A 17,960-nucleotide genomic window follows, 5' to 3' on the forward strand; every position below is an offset into this window, starting at 1 on the left:
CGTCCAATTCTACTAAGGATAGCCCAAGATCAGACTTCGCCTGTTCAAACCAGCACTCAAGGGTCCATTCGGTAAAGAGTTCACACCGGTTCACATCACCCACCGGCTTTCTGAAGAGAGTTCTCTTGGCTTACTTGTCCCTGTCATCGCTTTGCTTATCATTCATTGGATAAAACGCATCGTTCAGAATACCATCTTAATCCGCACGAAGCAGAATGTCAAAATGGGAATAGCTTTTTTTACCCACTTAACAGAAATCTGTTATGATGGAATTGCTTATCCTAATCACCAGCATTCATTCGGTATGCTAATGGGATAAGTGGCATGTACACAATGACACGCCTGCAACGGCAGATAGGAATGGTCGTTTGCAGACAGATTTCAAGTGGGAAAAGGAGCATCGATATGAAAAAAGTGACCAAAGGCCAATGGAATGGTTACGACACGTATATCCTACATAGCCGTGAATTGGAGATTACCCTGCTGCCACGTCTTGGAAATAATATTATTTCGATTCGCGATTTAGTGCAGGGCCGCGATGTCGTTCGCAGTCCGGAAGAAGACGAACTTGCCTTTTATTTGCAGAAGCCGTATCACTTCGGCGTTCCGCTTCTTGTTCCGCCAGGCCGCATTCATCGAGGACAATTCGAATATGAGGGAGTTCATTACCAATTCGATCAGAATACCGCCAATGACAACCATATTCACGGCCTCCACCGCAGCCAGTCCTGGTGTGTCAGCGACATCGAAGAAGATGAAGATGGCTGTGCAATTACAACGGAATTATTAACTGAAAATGAAAAGCATTGGATGGCTCAATTTCCAATTCCTTTGAAGCTTGAGATGACGTTCAGACTACAAAACGCGGTGTTAAGCCAGCGTCTGCGTGTGACCAATCTGAGCTCTACTCCTGCTCCTTTTGGAATGGGATATCATACATGGTTTCTGCTTGACGGCAAACCTGCCGAATGGTCACTTCAACTTCCTGTGTCCGGAATTTACGCTCAGAATGAAGAACAACTGCCTACTGGTGAGATTGAATCTCTCGGAGAATGGTCTTCTTTAAACGAAGGCATGAACATGCAAGGACGAAACTGGGATACCATTTTGAAAGCTGCCGAAGGGCAACCAGCAGTAGCTCACTTGCGCAGACAGGATGGATATACGCTGAAATATTCAGCGGATGAGGCATATTTCAAACATTGGGTCCTCTTTACAAAGGGCGAATCCGATCAATTTCTATGCATTGAACCTTATACCTGGCTTCCTGATGCACCCAATTTGAATTTAACAGACGAGCAAACGGGACTGATTCGTCTAGAACCTAAACAGCCCGTTGAGCTATTTACACGTATTGAGATTGTTCCGCCAACCGAGTAGTAATCTTGTACTCTCAGGGATCTTCTAGGGAACATAACCCCTATTTTTTCCTTTTATTCTACGTAGCCGATCCATACTGGGTCGGCTTTTTTCATGTTATATCTCATTTCTATTATCCAAATTTTCCCTTACGCCATATCATGCATATTTCCTCATTCTCTAACCATACTAACATCACCAAGCCATAAGGAGGTGACACACATGTACGGAGGTCAAAACCAAGGTAGCGGAAGCCGCTCCAACAATCTGGTTGTTCCCCAAGCAAACGCAGCATTGCAACAATTGAAAATTGAAGCTGCACAAGAGCTGGGTGTAACTATTCCCCAAGACGGTTACTACGGTAACTACACTTCCCGTGAGACAGGTTCTCTGGGTGGTTACATCACTAAACGTCTGGTCCAAATCGCTGAGCAGCAATTATCGGGTCGTTCGTAAGCTCGTAATTTGTGCTCGTATATGCAACAACAAAAAGCGGCCTTCCTCGGAAGTGCCGCTTTCCTGTGCTCATCACAATTATGAAGACGACTCCATGCCTGAATCCATGTATGTATTGGTTCTTGGATAACGAATCATCAGGTTCGCCATATTATAGTTGGACTCCATCGTGGCATCAACCAGAATCATGCCTTGTCTTACTGTAAAATCATATGCAATTTCTCCATGAGTCCAATTTCGCTTGAATTTCAAAGTTTCCAGTGCCATTGCGCGGAAAGAAGAGCGCTGGGTTTCGTTTAATCCACCGTCCTCCACTTCCATTTGACCGTCACGTCCGGTTATCGGATTATGTCGAATCCCAAACTTCCCAATTACATTATTTCGTATTTGCACAAAAACCACACCTGAATCTAACCCTGATAATTCATGATCAAGCTCTTTGAACACCAAATCCAACTGTCGTGCTAATGAAAGCTGGTCAATTTTTACCATAACGCTCCTCCTTTATGCACTTCATCCTACAAAACAAGGACTTACGACTCATTATATGACAACAAATGTGGTCATTCAACAAAGTCAAACAAACTTGGGTAATTATAACTATAATTTGCACAATTAATTGCCATTTTGCGTCCTTTTAGCGAGTTATTTCTCTCAATTGCGACAAAATATTTAGTCGGACCTTAACTTTAAAAAACACAAAAAGGGCCGCAACCCCGTATGCATTTACACAGGATTGCAGCCTCATTTCATATATAGGAATACTATTTTGCGGATTCTGTCATCTCAAGAAATTGATCAATATCGGCAATGACCAGGTTCGCTGCATTTTGCCAGAAACCAGGTTGTGTGAGATCTGTACCCAGATGTTTCTGAGCCAGTTCTTCTACCGTCATTCGGCCTGTATCTCGCAACAAATCATCGTATTTATCGGCAAATGCCGTGCCTTCCTCCTGTGCTCTGGCGTAGATGCCTGCACTGAACATATATCCGAACGTATACGGGAAATTGTAGAATGGTACACCTGTCAGATAGAAATGCAGCTTGGAAGCCCAGAAATGCGGATGATCCGATGCAAGCGCACCACAGAACGCTTCTTGTTGTGCTTCCACCATCAGTTTGGACAACTCATCTGCATTTACCAAACCTTGTTTGCGTTGCTCATAGAAGCGATTTTCGAACAGGAAACGAGCGTGAATATTCATGAAGAACGCAATGCTTCGTTGAATCTTGTCTTCGAGCAGAGCAAGCTTCTCTTGCTCATCCGTTGCTGCCTGAACCAGTGCATCAGCTACAATCAACTCAGCAAAGGTAGATGCCGTTTCTGCCACATTCATGGCGTAGCGTTGATTCAAAGCTGGCAGTTCTTCCATAATGTGCTGATGATATCCGTGACCAAGTTCATGGGCAAGTGTCGACACATTCGACGGCGTCCCAGAGAAGGTCATGAAAATACGTGTTGCTTTGCTGAGTGGCAAGGACGTACAGAATCCCCCTGGACGCTTGCCAGGACGGTCCTCTGCTTCGATCCAACGTTTCTCAAACGCCATCTCTGCAAATTTGGAAAGTTTGGGACTGAACTTGGCGAATTGATCAACAATATTGATGGCTGCCTCGTCATATGTGACTTTTCCACCCGACTTGCCTACGGGTGCATCAACGTCACTCCAACTGAGTTTCTCTACTCCAAGCAGTTTCGCCTTGCGCTCCAAATATCGAACCAACGCAGGTTTGGCACCGTTAATTACGTCCCACATCGTATCAAGCGTCTGACGCGACATCCGGTTGATCGCCAAAGGTTCCTTGAGAATATCATCCCAGCCGCGCTTCTCATACAATTTGAGACGGAAGCCTGCGAGATGGTTTAATGTATCTGCACAGAAGTCTTCGACATCGGTCCAGGCTAGTTCCCAATTGGCGAATACAGTCTCGCGTACATTCCGGTCACTGTCGCTCAGCTTGTTGGAAGCCTGGCCTGCGGACAGCATAACCGTTTCACCATTTTGCTCAAAGGGAATGTTAACCTTGCTCACAATGGTGTTATAGAATTTGCCCCAGCCATGGTAACCATCGACGCCCAAATCAAGCGCAAGGCCTTCAAGCTCAGGAGACAGTTTCTCACGAGCTTGCGTGCGGCTCTCATTCAATGCAAAGGCAAGCGGCTGAATATCCTCCCGAGCAATCCATGCTTCCCATACAGAGTCTGTCGTTTGGCTAAGCGTATTATCGAATTGGGACTTGGTACTGTTCAACATCGCGCCAAGAGAACTCATGGTTCCCTGAAGCTGAACTGCTTTTTTATCATTTTGGTTTTGTGAAGAAAGACAGGACACAAATGCGGACCCTTCCGAAATTCGGATATAACAGCTCTGAAGCAGTTCAAGGATCGGATCAAATGCATTCGTTTCTTCCAGCGACTTGGGTGCAGGTGTTTCTTTCAAAAGAGCTTGCAGCTTGCGTACATCCTGCTCCAGCTCAATCAAATACGCAGCGAACGACTCGGAGGCAGAACCTCCACTAAAAATGGATTCCAGATCCCAGACGGGTTGTAATGGTGTTTTCATTTAAATAAGGCACCTCTCTCAGTAGAATGGATAATTAACCTTGAATTAGAACTGGTTTTATAAGCGCTATATCTCTATACTAGAGAAATAGTTTAAGCTATTTTCAGGAGGTAATCGTATGAAACCTTTACAAGTCTCGGCTGACACAGCCGTCAAATTAGCAGAATCTCTGGGTGTTCCCCTCGAACATCTGATGCATATGCCGCAGCATATTCTGATGCAGAAAATCGCCGAGTTGGCCAAAGAAGAAGCGGCTAAACCTGCCTCTACGGAAGGCGAGCAAGAATGATCCCCTTTGAGAACAGCTGGCCTTACGATATTGTAATGGGGGACATTTATGTACAGCAATGTCCGTACTGCCATGCAAACAATGTACTCCTGCCGCTCAAACCGAAGGAGCTTGTACGCATTCGCGAAGGCAAAAAGAAATTGCTGGTCTTTCCTTGTTGTAATGCCAGCATGACTGTGATCGACAATGATAGTGATTACCTGCTGTCCAGTCGTCCTGTCCGCAATTAGAGAACAACTGTCACTTATCAAATGGGGCTGCGTTTCGCAGCCTCTTTGTCTGCTTCAATCATTTCATCTGGCAATTCCAGCTTGCTCGAAATCATCTGTTCCCGCAGTAATGCCCACTGCTCTCGCGAAGCCCGAATCATGGCAGCATCGGTAATGCGCTTGTCATGAATAACCCTGCCGAACCATTTTACAGCCTCATGGAATCGACCTACTCTGCGGTTCAACTCTCCCAATAGATAAAGAAGCTTGGCTTCATTCCCGCCAGTACCTTCCCGTTCATAAACCTTTACATAAGCCTCAAGGCTAAATTCAAGAAAACGGTTTTCCTGGGTATGATCCTCCATGTACCGATACAGCCAGGCAATATGATGCAGCAGACCCGCAACGACACGATCTTTCTCCTGAATAACCTGCGCAACCAACAGTCCAAGCTTGTACGAATCCATCGCCTGTTCCAGTGTCCGTGCTCCGCTATAGTCTCGTTTCACCCAACGATTGCCGATCTGCTCTTTAAAAGCCTTTCGCTGTTTATCGTTTAATTGTTCTGTCGAATTCTCTGTCGAAGCAAATCCACACTCAGGACAAATTCGAACAACATAGAAATCCGGATTTTCCCGCTTGTAGTACGCACAAAAATCGGAATCCGTCCGATATGGCCGTTTTAAGCTTGGTCTTACGCGTGAGGTATCATACTCAGTCTCGCAATAATGACACTTCACCTTTACCTTATACAGAGGCTCTAATTCCACTCATTCCATCCCTCTCCCACAAGCTTGTAATCGGAACTAAGGTGTATTCACAAAATGATGTGCTGGCCCCGACAATCGCTGCAGGACGAAAGAATGCAACGGCTCTTCCACACCAACTTGTGTCAACGCCTGATCCATACATGCAAGCCAAGCTTCTGCCCGTTCAACTGTCACTTCAAAGTGCATATGGCGGGCACGCATCATCGGATGACCAAAAGCCTCGGAAAACAATGCAGGACCACCGAAGAACTGAGACAAAAACATGTATTGCTTGTCGATTACCGGCTGAATATTCTCCGGAAAAAGAGGTGCCAGCTTCTCATTCTGCTGAACAATCGGATAAAAAGCTTCGACCAGTGCACGAACGCCTGCCTCTCCACCAAGATTGTCGTAGATGCTTAAACTAGGATTCATTCCGCTTTTCCCTCCTTTCAGGTGTCGAATTTTGACATATATTACACTCCCATGCTTAATTATGAAAGGAGATTGAAGAACAAGGCCACGAACGCCTTTATCTTCATTCTATCAAAAAAATCCCAAAAGTCCTATATAACATGAAAGGATTATGGTCCCACATAGCCATGACTCATACAGGTCTATCTCGTGCTGAAGGCACAAAAAAAGCGCCAAACAAGAGGTTTGGCGCACCAGATATTTCATTAATAACTTCGCCAGTCCTCTTCTTCAGAGCGCACAAGCGAGGCACGTATAACATAAACAAAAGCACAAACCAGGATTCCGGTGACAAGACTCATAATCATCACTCCATCCGATTTAATTCCACCTTCAAGGTAATTAGGTGACGTTCAGGCGTTTTTATCATTTTAGCATACATCTCCTAAAAACACAGCCACTTTTGCAAGCGCTTTCTAAACATTAATTTGTACTGTTTGTCCGCTTTGTCTCATATATTGATGGCAAAAGCACCTGCGTTCTGCTGCACACTGACCATTCCAAAAATAAAGGAGAAGAATTCATGGCCGCTTCACAACGAATCACCCATGTCCTGATCCCACTAGCTCTCCTGATCCTGTGTGTGTTGATGGTGCTGTTTCCTGCGGAAACCTGGCATGCAGGTGTACGTGGACTATCCATTTGGTGGGACGTGCTGTTTCCCTCCCTTTTTCCCTTTCTGGTGCTCTCCGAGCTGCTTCTTGGCTTCGGCATTGTTCATTTTTTGGGTACACTCTTAAATCCATTGATGCGTCCGCTATTTCGCGTTCCCGGAAGCGGCGGCTTTGTGTTTGCCGTCAGTTGCGCCTCCGGTTATCCCACTGGAGCCAAATTGACTGCACAATTGTGGGAACAAAAATTGCTTACTCGGGAAGAAGGTGAACGCCTCGTTGCTTTCACCACATCATCCGATCCCATCTTCATGATTGGAGCCGTATCGGTCGGTTTTTTTCATAATGTAGCTATTGCTCCCATACTGGTCACATCACATTATGGTGCTGCATTTCTTGTGGGCCTGCTCATGCGGTTCCATGGCGGCATCTCCGCAAAGGATAAACAGCCGAACAACAACTCTCCCTCCGACTCTGAGGAGGTACACAAAAACAGACTGCTCCGAGCCATTTATGCCATGCACGAGGCAAGAAAGGCTGATGGACGGGCATTTGGTGAATTGCTGCGCCAGGCAGTCTCCTCATCCCTTCGCCTTATTATTATCGTAGGAGGGTTAGTTGTATTCTTCTCCGTTATGATGGAATTACTCGTTCAAACTGGATGGCTAGGCGGGTTATACGCCATTACGGAACAACTGCTTTTATATACAGGATTCCCCCCTGCCTTATCCCACAGCCTCGTAGGCGGATTATTTGAAGTCACTTTGGGAGCTAAAGAAGCAGGAGGGGCGGGCATATCCATTCCGCTCGTGTACAAAGCTGCTGCTGTTGCATTTGTCCTCTCCTGGGGAGGATTATCCGTTCATGCCCAGATCATGAGTGTCCTGAGCAACACACCCATGAGATATGGCCCCTTTCTGTTTGCCAGAGCAATCCATGCTCTCATTGCACCCATACTTGTACTTTTGTTATGGATGCCGATGATGGGTGATTCGGAATGGCCTGTTTTGTTCCAAACCGGTGCCAAATCAGAATTATTTTCGTATACACCAGACTGGGGACAGATCTTTTTTTCGGGAGTAGGTGTACTTGGAGGCGTATTACTTTTCCTGCTGATACTTTCTCTACTAAGTCCCTTTTTCTTACCTCGACGTATAAAAAAATAAGCCCTCCTGTGCGTTTATATACAACTGAATATCAATCCAACGTTGTGTTCTTCCCTGGAATTGATTATCATCGGTAGTATAATGACCACAAAGGAGCTTTCATCTTGAGATACTATGTTCAAGACCGCGGAGACCAGTTATCGATTGATCTCAGTCAGCAGTTTCATGCGCTGGCAAAAGAGGAAGGGTTTAAGCTGGATGCAGAATCGCCGGAGATTGTCATCTCCATCGGAGGCGATGGTACGATGCTGCAAGCATTTCACAATTTCATCGACCGCATCCCGGACATTGCTTTTGTTGGGGTTCATACAGGCCATCTCGGCTTTTATGCCGATTGGAAGAAGGAAGAATTACGTGAATTGGTTCGATTGATGAGCGGCAAAGGCGACCCGGAACGACTCAAACCACGAATTGTGGAGTATCCACTGCTGGAGCTTGAGATTCGTAAAAAGTCGGGCAATACCTCTTATATCGCACTGAACGAATTTACGTTAAAAGGTGTAGACGGTACAGTCGTTGCTCAGGTCGACATTAATGACGTGACGTTTGAGATGTTCCGGGGAGACGGTATCTGTGTATCAACACCTTCAGGCAGTACGGCATACAACAAGGCGCTTGGCGGCGCTATGGTGCATCCCACAATCGAGGCTATTCAGATCGCCGAGATTGCTTCGATTAATAACCGCGTCTATCGGACGCTGGGTTCACCGGTTATTTTGCCCAAGCATCATCACTGTGATATTTTCTCACGCAAGGATCAGCGGTTACTGCTTACCATTGACCACGTAAACGTTATGGTGGAAGATCTCATATCCGTACGCTGCCAGGTGGCCCGTCACAAGGTCAGTTTTGCCCGTTTCCGGCCCTATCCGTTTTGGAACAGAGTTCGCACAGCTTTTTTGGACTAAAATATACGCAACAAAAAAAGCGGTCCTTCTCAGGAACCGCTTTTTGCTTTGGCTTGAGGCTGATCTTTGCTCTTCTGAAGCACAAAGTATGCACATCCAAAGTTGCAATATTCATTGATATAGTCCACCATGCTGGAGATCGTGGAATCCTTCGTTGCTTTGGGATGGTTGTCCCGGTAAAAACCTTTCAACCGCAGCTGGCTGTAACCCCAGTCCCCAATAATGTAATCGTACCGCTCCAGCACTTCGCTGTAACGGTCACGGAAGACTTCAGGATTCCAGCCTTCTTTGTGGTTTTGTACGATTTCATAATTCTTTCCGCCGATTTGAACAATAACCGGTTCTTGAGGTTTGTCCTGAGCCGATTCTTGGGCTAATTCCTGAACCTGTTCTGTGCTATTATCTTCTTCCAATCCGGTATCCTCCATCATGCATGTGTTGCCGCCTGTTCAGCATGTTTTGTAGCAGATTTTACCTGTTCGTGCGCACGGTAAGAACTACGTACCATCGGTGCAGATTCAACGTGGCTGAATCCACGCTTTAGTCCTTCCTGCTTCAATGCTGCGAACTCTTCTGGCGGATAGTACTTCTCCACAAACAGATGTTTCTCTGATGGCTGCAGGTATTGACCAATCGTCATAATATCACAATCCACAGCTCGCAAATCATCCATCGTTTGCAGAATTTCATGATATTCTTCCCCCACACCAAGCATGATGCTCGATTTCGTCGGGATATTTGGCTGCATTTCCTTGGCACGAGCAAGCAGTTCGAGTGAACGCTTGTATTTCGCCTTGGCACGGACTCTGTCCGATAGCCGCTCTACTGTCTCAATGTTATGATTCAAGATGTCCGGTTTGACATCCATCACAATCTGCAAGGAATCCCGGTCACCCAAAAAGTCCGGAATCAGCACTTCTACGCTACATAAAGGCAAACGACGACGAACGGCCTTCACCGTCTCCGCAAAGATCGTCGCTCCTCCATCCTTCAGGTCGTCACGCGCCACGCTCGTAATTACGCAGTGCTGCAGATTCATCTGTTCTGCCGCTTCTGCCACGCGTTCTGGTTCCTGCAAATCAAGTTCCGTTGGCAAGCCGGTATTTACCGCGCAAAAACGGCATGCCCGTGTGCAAATGTCGCCCAAAATCATAAAAGTAGCCGTCCGATTAGCCCAACATTCGTAAATATTCGGGCACCGTGCTTCCTCACATACTGTATGCAGCGTTTTGGAACGCATCATCGTTTTCATTTCCTGATAGTTATCGCCGGTTGTCAATTTGATCCGAATCCAGTCCGGTTTCGGTTCTTTAACACGTTTAGCCAATGCATAAACCTTCTTTCTACTGAAGTTAGGCTGTTGCTCGGAACATATTATACCATGAAAGCGCTGGAAAAACCCCCATTTGTCACATCTTGTGCATTCATGTCTTACATGGATAAAATGAAGACTTTTGAAGAACGCTAGGTTATAGCTTGGTTCACCGGGCACCATGTGCATCATCTCATTGGAAAGGGGGCTGCTTCCCTGTGCAAGATCGCTTTACATCGCGGTTAACTTATTCCTTTTGGATCAAAACATTGCTTGCAGGCACACTGCTTCTCCCATTCTTGCCTGTTGATGTTTACGGTGAACCCACCGCCGCTGATTCCAAACCTCAGGCTGTAGAGCAAAAACCAGCGGACATTTTCGCCTCGCGCCGACATCTATATGAAAGCATTGGTCAGATGACCCAAATTCCCTGGTACAGGCTCGCAGCGATTGATCAATATGAACGAACCATCTCGCGTGCTCATCCGAAAGATCGTAAACATCCGGAACGGCTGACCGGCATATTCATGACCTCCCCAGCCTGGAGAGGCTGGCTAAATCCGAATGAAACGGATCAACAACCGGGTTCCATTGCTTTTTTCAATGGATATGGTCGTGACGGTTCTGGTGATGGCGTAGCAGATGCTAATAATGACCTGGACGTACTTTACAGCATGGCTTCCATTGTTCAGAATTATGGGAACAAGCCGGAGGACTTCAACATCGCTCTGTGGGAATATTATCATAACTCCCGAGCTGTGCAGCGCATTCAGCAATTCGCGAAATTATATGAGCATTTTGACAGCCTTGATCTCTTTGGTCACGCCTTTCCCGTCCCTCTCGGAACCAACTATTCATATCGCAGCACCTGGGGAACCAAACGCAGTTGGGGTGGGTACCGTATTCATGAAGGCACGGATATTTTTGCACCGCATGGCCTGCCTGTGCGCAGTACCTGTTACGGTGTCGTGGAAATCAAAGGCTGGAATCCGTTTGGCGGCTGGCGTATCGGTATTCGTGATCTGAACAACCATTACCACTATTACGCTCATCTATCCGGCTTCGACAAAAACGCCCATATCGGCGAAGTGGTTACCCCTGGTCAGGTTTTGGGCTGGGTGGGCAGTTCAGGGTATGGAAAACCAGGTACACAAGGTAAGTTTCCTCCTCATCTGCACTATGGCATCTATCGTGATAGCGGACTGAATGAATGGTCGTTCGACCCTTACCCGAATCTGAAGCATTGGGAGCAGGAAGAACGCAAACAGAAGAAAGCCAAAAGCAAATGAGGCAAAATGAGGTTGGAATAAAGGATAAAAAGTATCTACTTAGTATTCAGATGAATTTTAATACAAAGCGGGACCTCTATCTTAGGGGCCCCGTTTTGTATTCGATATTTACCTTTGATTCATTAGTGGTTCACATCCACGTCAAGCTGTAATCCCTCATTGGGATCAGACAAATCCGGCTCAACCTCCAAACCATTTCCGTTCAAACCGTTTGCTGGAGCCTGTTGCTGATTGGGAGAGGTTGAATTAGGCGTTCCTCCATGACCACTCGAAACACCCGTCTGACCCGATGGAAGTGCGATCGCAGGTGCATTGCTTCCGTTGCTGCCTACTGGTTTGCCCTGATTATCGTAGTAGTACATCGGCACATCCCCGACCACCAATAGGTAAGATATCGGAATTTCCGTATCGACGGTCTCGGGTTCCATGTCAAAGGGCACCACTACCGCGACTTCGGCAATGATGTGAATGTACACTTCCACCAGAATCATGTTTATACCGGCGTTCTGCTGACGGGTGTTCAGATCCACCTTGACGGCACCCTGAGGCTCAATACGAACCGGTATACTTGGACCAAAGGATGCCAGTACCGGACTGCCCAACGCCTGCCCCAGCGGAATTTTTTCTTTTAACATATGCACATTCTGCAAAGTGGATTGCACGATGTTCATCGTACTCGCAGTGATCCGCATATGCTCGTCGTAATTCAGCATGAATCCGGACACTTTCCCAGCCGTATCGGTTTTCCAGTCAATCAATCCTTCGGTGGATTTGCCTTCGGAAACCTGCGCTGTAATCGCCTTGTTGATCGCTTCCGTTGCAATCTGCTTTACTCTGATTTTGGCCAGATGCATAATGGGTGGTTTCATTTTCTTATCCACATAGGCAAAACCCTGCATCAAACAAAACGCTGTTACCAATAAAATAATCAACCACATTTTGCGCCTGCCACTTGGCGGCTTGCGGCGTCTTCGGCTTCGCCATCGTCTTCTCATCATCGGGCGTCCCTCCCCTGCGGGATGAGCTATAGGCTATATACTATCCTTATGCATTGTTGTCCCGAAAAAGAAGGACAGCACCTGCTCGTACGGGGATATCATCACTTACAACTAAAAAAGCCTTCCACCAGCAGATTTTGTCTGCATGACGGAAGGCTTTTTAATGGAATATGGCTCTGAGGAATCAGATCCCTGTCCACATTTTATTATTTCGGAACGGACTCCCAATCTTTCAGGAAGCGCTCAATGCCGCTGTCTGTCAGCGGGTGTTTCCACAATGTTGGCAGGAGCGAACCCGGAATGGTCGCGATATGCGCACCAGAAAGAGCTGCATCCTCGACATGTTTGATATTACGGATGCTTGCTGCAATAATTTCGGAAGGCAAATCATACGTATCCAGAATGAGACGCAGATCGCGAATCAGCTTCATGCCATCCACCGCAATATCATCCAGACGGCCAACAAATGGACTGATGTATGTTGCGCCAGCTTTTGCCGCCATCAGACCCTGTGCTGCAGAGAAGATCAGCGTTACATTGGTTTTAATTCCTTTTTGGGTCAGTTCATGACAAGCATAGAGTCCATCTTCGGTCATCGGTAGTTTAATCACTACATTCGGTGCCCATTCTGCAATTTCATAAGCTTCCTTCAACATATCCCCGGCTTTAAGTCCGATCACTTCAGCACTGACCGGGCCTTTAACAACGCCACAGATCTCCTGAATCACTTCTTTAAATACGCGACCTTCTTTGGCAATCAAAGACGGGTTGGTCGTGACTCCATCCACCAGACCCAGACGTTCGATCCGTTTGATTTCTTCAACATTACCTGTATCTAAGAAAAATTTCATGATATGTTCCCTCCACTTGATGAATTTTGTAAACAGCTATACTCATCATTACCCGATTATCCGTATATGTTAACAGTTATATATGAATTAATTTTTTTCTACAGCGTGACCGCCAAATTCATTACGCAATGCTGCAACAACTTTACCTGTGAACGTGTCTGTTTCCAGGGAGCGGTAACGCATCAACAGGGACAACGCGATAACTGGCGTAGCAGTTTGCAGATCAAATGCTGTTTCAACTGTCCAACGTCCTTCACCGGAAGAATGCATAACCCCTTTGATTTCGTCCAGGTTAGCATCTTTGGAGAATGCACGCTCTGTCAATTCCATCAACCAAGAACGAATAACGGAACCGTTGTTCCATACGCGAGCAACTTGTTCGAAGTCGAAATCGAAGCCGCTTTTCTCCAATACGTCGAAGCCTTCACCGATGGAAGCCATCATACCGTACTCGATACCGTTGTGAACCATTTTCAGGAAGTGACCGCTACCTGCTTTACCTGCATACAGGTAACCATTTTCAACGGAAGTATCCTTGAACGCAGGCTCAACTACTGCCCAAGCTTCAGGATCGCCACCGATCATGTAACATGCGCCATTACGCGCGCCTTCCATACCGCCGGATGTACCAGCATCCATGTAGTGAATGCCTTTAGGTTTCATTTCTTCGTAACGACGGATGGACTCTTTGTAGTGCGAGTTACCCGCTTCGATGATGATGTCGCCTTTGGACAACAGTGGGCTTACTTCAGCCAGTACAGCGTCAACCACGTTGTGAGGAACCATGATCCACAATACACGTGGGGATTCAAGGGAAGTTACCATTTCTGCATAAGAAGATACGCCTGCTGCGCCGTATTCTTTCATTTCATTAACAGCTTCAGCGTTAAGGTCAAAAGCAACCACTTCATGTTTGTGGTCAATCAGGTTTCTACCCAGGTTCAATCCCATTTTACCTAATCCAATAAGTCCAAGTTTCATTGCTAAGTTCCTCCTGTTATGAACATTTCTAATTTTTATCTGGCCAATTCCAAAATAGTGCTTAACCATGTGGCGCAGTAACCGTTCCGGTTACGAATCGTTCTTTCGATCGCTGTTGTCTCCAAATTTCCTTGATTAATAATGTTTAAGGTTAAAATATGGAGACAAAGGCGAGGCATATGCTTACGAAGTAGCTTTCTTTCAGAAAGCTTTTAGCTTCGCTTCTTCAGAATCGATTTCGTCCCCTACACTACTCGCGCGTAATTGTTACGAACTGATTTAGATTGAGCCAACTAATCTATATCAAAAATTTTCACGGCCTTCCGGGTATTACCGGAAGGACTTATGCAAAATTGGAACGGTGTAATTCATACAAATTTGTATATTATCGAGCAGAATAGATAGTAGTGTTCTCTTCTCTGATGCTGCTCTTACAATACTTTTACCACCAACGGTAGCCGTTCTCTGCAATCAGACGATCTGCTGACTTCGGTCCTTGCGAACCTGCGCTGTACGTATCAAGTGGCACACTGCCCTCCTGGAATGCTTCCAAGATCGGCTGTACCCATTGCCAAGCCAGTTCAACTTCGTTCCAGTGAGCAAAGAATGTAGAATCGCCACGCATCGCGTCAAAGATCAGGTTTTCATAAGCTTCCGGAATGTTTCGTTCACCTGAGTTGAAGCTCATATGCATAGGTTCCACTTCGCCTTGGTTGAGTGGGTTTTTCGCATTTAATTGAAGCGAGATGCTTTCTTTCGGACCAATTTCAATCGTCAGCAAGTTAGGCTCTGTTGTATTTTCGGATTCATGACCTGTTTTCAGTGGAGCCTTGAATTCAACAACAATTCTGGTTGATTTCTCAGCCAGGCGTTTGCCTGTACGAATGTAAAATGGAACTTCACTCCAGAATGGATCATCGATCCACAGTCTCGCGGCAACATATGTTTCATTCTGAGAACCAGCTGGAATGTCAGGCTCGTCCAGATATCCAACAACAGAAGTACCTTGCAGTTCGCCTGCTCCATATTGGGCACGAACGACTTCGGAAGCGATATTCTCTTTCGTCAATGGACGAAGAGCTTCAGCGATCTTCTGCTTTTTGAATTGAATTTCTTCTGGTGTGCAGCGTTTTGGCAAATGCAAACCAATCATCATCAGCAACTGAAGCATATGGTTTTGGAACATGTCACGAAGGGCACCGCTTTGGTCATAATACGCGGCACGCTCTTCGACCCCAACCGTTTCACTTGCTGTAATCTGTACATTTGCAATGTAACGATTGGACCACAAAGCCTGAATGACCGGATTCGCGTAAGTGAGGGTTTCAATATTTTGAACCATCGGTTTACCAAGGAAATGGTCAATACGGTAAATTTCTTCTTCCGCAAAAGTATTGCTCAATTTTTCGTTCAGATCACGAGCAGATTGCAAATCGTGTCCGAATGGTTTTTCGATGATGAGTTTCTTCCAGCCTTTGGTGTTACCCAAGCCGCTTTCTTGAATGTTCAGTGCGATTGGCTCAAAGAATTCCGGTGCAACCGACATGTAGAACATGCGATTCTCGGGAATATTGAGCTCTTGTTCACGTTTCTGAACCAGTTCCAGCAATTTGGTGTAATCTTCAAGCTTCGTATTATTTAAAGAACAATAACGAAAAGCACCAATAAAGTCGCGAACTTGAGCTTCTTCTTCCGGTGTTTGACGGGAGAAGGTATGCAATGACTTTTCGACATTCGCCTGGAAGTCAGCATCCGACAATTCACGCCGTCCAAGACCAATAACGGAGAAGGATTTCGGCATTTTCGAATCAATGTACAAATTATATAATGCAGGGTAAATCTTACGTTTGGCTAAATCGCCTGTTGCCCCGAAGAGGACAAATGTCATTGCGTCCATTGGAGTGCCTCCTGTGATCTGTGCAGTATAGTATATGATGATACAAAATGTTCAAATCCAAGCATGACAAAAGACGGAATTAGTGGGGGAGTTCCCCGCCTTACCTCCGCTTGTGTATCTGACCTGAATTAAACATGGAACATTCCTTCTCTCCACAACCTTAATCAAGGTTATAAATTGTAACCAATTGAATTGACGTTACCCATCTTACACCTGTCGTCACAATTCGTCAACAATCGTGTCCAACCTGTGAACACCAGTGTTTATAGGGTTTTTATTTAATGTTAACGCTTTATGTGGTAACATTAAGAACAATTGGTATGTGACATTTTACACATAGGGCTTGTGGACACTCAGGTTACAATAAGTATACTAATGCTATAATAAGCATAACTAAATCAAAGGAGTACTATTATGAGCGATGATGAGAATGCCAAGCAAATATGCGAAAAGGTGGAACAGTCTTATCAGATCATTGGCCGGAAATGGGTAGCCCTCATTATTCATACATTGATGGAAGAACCCAAACGATTCAGTGAAATTCACGCTTATATCCCGGACCTGAGCAAACGGGTACTTAATGAACGGATGAAGGAATTGGAGGAAGAGGGACTTGTCGTGCGTCACGTGGTTACGGAACGCCCTGTTCGGACAGAATATATGTTGTCCCGCAAAGGCACAGAGCTGGGGCGCGCATTAAGCTCCGTAGAACGATGGGCCGATAAGTGGCTGTAGCACGTACTTTTAAGGAAAGTATAGGTGTCTCATTCTATTTTAGAGAAGGAACTTATTTCACTTTTACTTACGACATATTGAGAATTTTAAAATAAAGCTTTAAATTTCATCACGATAATGTGCTGACGCTACTTTTAATAACATCAGCAGTTACACTCATGTGATTTAATGTCTGCTGCTGCGTTCAAAATGCTGCCGATACTGTAGCGGAGTGGTTCCCGCCGACTTGCGAAATAATTGAATGAAATAAGATCCATTGGGAAATCCAGCTCGTCTGCCAATCTCTTCAACGGAAAGAGTTGTCGTTTCCAGCAGAAGATATGCCTGCTTGAGTCTTCGGGCTGTGACGTAGTCCGTAATACTGCTTCCTGTTTCTTGCTGAAAGATACGGGAAGCATAAGACTTGGATAAATGAATATCATTCGCCATATGATCCAGTCTGATTTCATCTATGTAGTGCTCTTCAATCCAATGCATCATCTTCTCCGCATGCCTTAATTGACGTGATTCGACCAAGTGTCGTTGACTCGCCTGTTCCCCGTCATTTTGTTGATCCAAAATATTCAATAGTTGTAGCAAAAACAGCACCGATTCCTCCCATTCTCCCCCAACCCGACTGCGTGACTGGTGATAACTTTTGTATATCCAATCCACCTGATCCATAGATGAACTTAGATCAAAAACCTGCTGTTGATTTCTTCCTTTCCATAACCTCGAAAAAAAAGCACGGCGATGTGGGAACGCTCCCAAATATCGGTCCATTACAATGGGCTCTACATAGAAAATGTTCCTTTCATATGGTGTATCCGGATGAACCTCGGCATAGACGTGATGCAGCTGATATGGCTGAAAAAAGAAGAGCATACCTTTACGAATGGGATAGGTATGATTATTCAATACCACAATGCCTTGCCCTTCATGGACATAGAGAATTTCCCCGCATTGATGCCAATGATAATATCCTTTGAATTCGTTTACCGATTTAATTTGATAATCCCATACCAAAGTATTTCCCTCAAAGTTCACAGGTTCAAACACTCTCGTTCCCCCTTCTTCACAAATGACAACAGAGCAACATTTCTTCATATCCTAACACAACTTTTAAGGTTTTT

General features: G+C 45.6%; 19 protein-coding genes and 1 other annotated feature (1 of these 20 cut by a window edge). Of the genes, 8 read left to right on the forward strand and 11 right to left on the reverse strand.

The features are described from left to right. Positions 1-156: a binding site (T-box leader), on the reverse strand (it extends 110 nt beyond the left edge of the window). A 249-nt stretch (positions 157-405) separates the two neighbouring features. Together PTQ21_RS00095 and PTQ21_RS00100 are read left to right on the forward strand one after the other, a co-directional pair. Continuing rightward, positions 406-1,380, forward strand: coding sequence for an aldose 1-epimerase (locus PTQ21_RS00095; RefSeq protein WP_063566139.1), 975 nt, complete (start codon positions 406-408; stop codon positions 1,378-1,380). Positions 1,381-1,581: 201 nt separating this feature from the next. Further along, on the forward strand, positions 1,582-1,815 hold the full coding sequence (locus tag PTQ21_RS00100; RefSeq protein WP_063566140.1) for an alpha/beta-type small acid-soluble spore protein: 234 nt from the start codon (positions 1,582-1,584) through the stop codon (positions 1,813-1,815). Positions 1,816-1,893: 78 nt separating this feature from the next. Here the strand turns inward: PTQ21_RS00100 and PTQ21_RS00105 are convergent, their stop codons facing one another. Together PTQ21_RS00105 and PTQ21_RS00110 are read right to left on the reverse strand one after the other, a co-directional pair. Next, entirely contained in the window at positions 1,894-2,307 is a 414-nt protein-coding gene (locus PTQ21_RS00105; RefSeq protein WP_063566141.1) for a hypothetical protein, read from the reverse strand. 272 nt (positions 2,308-2,579) lie between these two features. Next, the gene (locus tag PTQ21_RS00110; RefSeq protein WP_274568461.1) at positions 2,580-4,379 is read right to left on the reverse strand and encodes a M3 family oligoendopeptidase; all 1,800 of its coding nucleotides are present in this window, start codon (positions 4,377-4,379) and stop codon (positions 2,580-2,582) included. A 118-nt stretch (positions 4,380-4,497) separates the two neighbouring features. On the opposite strand from PTQ21_RS00110, the gene PTQ21_RS00115 reads away from it, so the two are divergent. Both PTQ21_RS00115 and PTQ21_RS00120 read left to right on the forward strand, forming a co-directional pair. Continuing rightward, a complete protein-coding gene (locus PTQ21_RS00115; protein ID WP_064506463.1) occupies positions 4,498-4,668 on the forward strand; it encodes a YycC family protein in 171 nt (56 codons plus the stop codon). Then, the gene (locus tag PTQ21_RS00120) at positions 4,665-4,898 is read left to right on the forward strand and encodes a hypothetical protein (RefSeq protein ID WP_063566143.1); all 234 of its coding nucleotides are present in this window, start codon (positions 4,665-4,667) and stop codon (positions 4,896-4,898) included. Before PTQ21_RS00115 ends, PTQ21_RS00120 begins: the two co-directional genes overlap by 4 nt. Before the next feature lie 17 nt (positions 4,899-4,915). On the opposite strand, the gene PTQ21_RS00125 is transcribed toward PTQ21_RS00120, so the two are convergent. Further along, entirely contained in the window at positions 4,916-5,647 is a 732-nt protein-coding gene (locus PTQ21_RS00125) for a DUF2225 domain-containing protein (protein ID WP_063566144.1), read from the reverse strand. A gap of 36 nt (positions 5,648-5,683) precedes the next feature. Continuing rightward, entirely contained in the window at positions 5,684-6,061 is a 378-nt protein-coding gene (locus tag PTQ21_RS00130; RefSeq protein ID WP_024634405.1) for a globin domain-containing protein, read from the reverse strand. A 562-nt stretch (positions 6,062-6,623) separates the two neighbouring features. Here PTQ21_RS00130 and ylbJ point away from each other — a divergent pair. Both ylbJ and PTQ21_RS00140 read left to right on the forward strand, forming a co-directional pair. After that, positions 6,624-7,877, forward strand: coding sequence for a sporulation integral membrane protein YlbJ (gene ylbJ, locus PTQ21_RS00135; protein ID WP_072735505.1), 1,254 nt, complete (start codon positions 6,624-6,626; stop codon positions 7,875-7,877). A gap of 104 nt (positions 7,878-7,981) precedes the next feature. Further along, entirely contained in the window at positions 7,982-8,785 is an 804-nt protein-coding gene (locus PTQ21_RS00140; RefSeq protein ID WP_024634403.1) for an NAD kinase, read from the forward strand. 29 nt (positions 8,786-8,814) lie between these two features. On the opposite strand, the gene PTQ21_RS00145 is transcribed toward PTQ21_RS00140, so the two are convergent. Both PTQ21_RS00145 and lipA read right to left on the reverse strand, forming a co-directional pair. Continuing rightward, the gene (locus PTQ21_RS00145; RefSeq protein WP_240321485.1) at positions 8,815-9,216 is read right to left on the reverse strand and encodes a YutD family protein; all 402 of its coding nucleotides are present in this window, start codon (positions 9,214-9,216) and stop codon (positions 8,815-8,817) included. Then, complete coding sequence (lipA, locus tag PTQ21_RS00150) at positions 9,213-10,112, reverse strand: lipoyl synthase (RefSeq protein WP_063566146.1); 900 nt, start codon at positions 10,110-10,112, stop codon at positions 9,213-9,215. Before lipA ends, PTQ21_RS00145 begins: the two co-directional genes overlap by 4 nt. 203 nt (positions 10,113-10,315) lie before the next feature. On the opposite strand from lipA, the gene PTQ21_RS00155 reads away from it, so the two are divergent. After that, a complete protein-coding gene (locus PTQ21_RS00155; RefSeq protein ID WP_072735506.1) occupies positions 10,316-11,386 on the forward strand; it encodes a M23 family metallopeptidase in 1,071 nt (356 codons plus the stop codon). Positions 11,387-11,508: 122 nt separating this feature from the next. Here PTQ21_RS00155 and yunB read toward each other — a convergent pair whose 3' ends face one another. From yunB to zwf, 4 genes are all read right to left on the reverse strand, one after another. Continuing rightward, positions 11,509-12,384: a sporulation protein YunB gene (yunB, locus tag PTQ21_RS00160; protein WP_063566148.1), complete on the reverse strand. Its 876-nt coding sequence runs from the start codon at positions 12,382-12,384 to the stop codon at positions 11,509-11,511. 206 nt (positions 12,385-12,590) lie between these two features. Further along, positions 12,591-13,235, reverse strand: coding sequence for a fructose-6-phosphate aldolase (gene fsa, locus PTQ21_RS00165; protein WP_072735507.1), 645 nt, complete (start codon positions 13,233-13,235; stop codon positions 12,591-12,593). 87 nt (positions 13,236-13,322) lie between these two features. After that, positions 13,323-14,216: a phosphogluconate dehydrogenase (NAD(+)-dependent, decarboxylating) gene (gene gnd / locus PTQ21_RS00170; RefSeq protein ID WP_274568466.1), complete on the reverse strand. Its 894-nt coding sequence runs from the start codon at positions 14,214-14,216 to the stop codon at positions 13,323-13,325. A gap of 442 nt (positions 14,217-14,658) precedes the next feature. After that, positions 14,659-16,113 carry a glucose-6-phosphate dehydrogenase gene (gene zwf / locus PTQ21_RS00175; RefSeq protein ID WP_269054121.1) on the reverse strand — a complete coding sequence of 485 codons (1,455 nt, stop codon included), beginning with the start codon at positions 16,111-16,113 and terminating at the stop codon, positions 14,659-14,661. Positions 16,114-16,527: 414 nt separating this feature from the next. On the opposite strand from zwf, the gene PTQ21_RS00180 reads away from it, so the two are divergent. Next, on the forward strand, positions 16,528-16,848 hold the full coding sequence (locus PTQ21_RS00180; RefSeq protein WP_063566151.1) for a winged helix-turn-helix transcriptional regulator: 321 nt from the start codon (positions 16,528-16,530) through the stop codon (positions 16,846-16,848). 165 nt (positions 16,849-17,013) lie between these two features. Here the strand turns inward: PTQ21_RS00180 and PTQ21_RS00185 are convergent, their stop codons facing one another. Then, complete coding sequence (locus PTQ21_RS00185; RefSeq protein ID WP_274568467.1) at positions 17,014-17,886, reverse strand: AraC family transcriptional regulator; 873 nt, start codon at positions 17,884-17,886, stop codon at positions 17,014-17,016. Between the last annotated feature and the right edge of the window lie 74 nt (positions 17,887-17,960).

It is taken from the genome of Paenibacillus marchantiae (genome assembly GCF_028771845.1).
Classification (GTDB): domain Bacteria; phylum Bacillota; class Bacilli; order Paenibacillales; family Paenibacillaceae; genus Paenibacillus; species Paenibacillus marchantiae.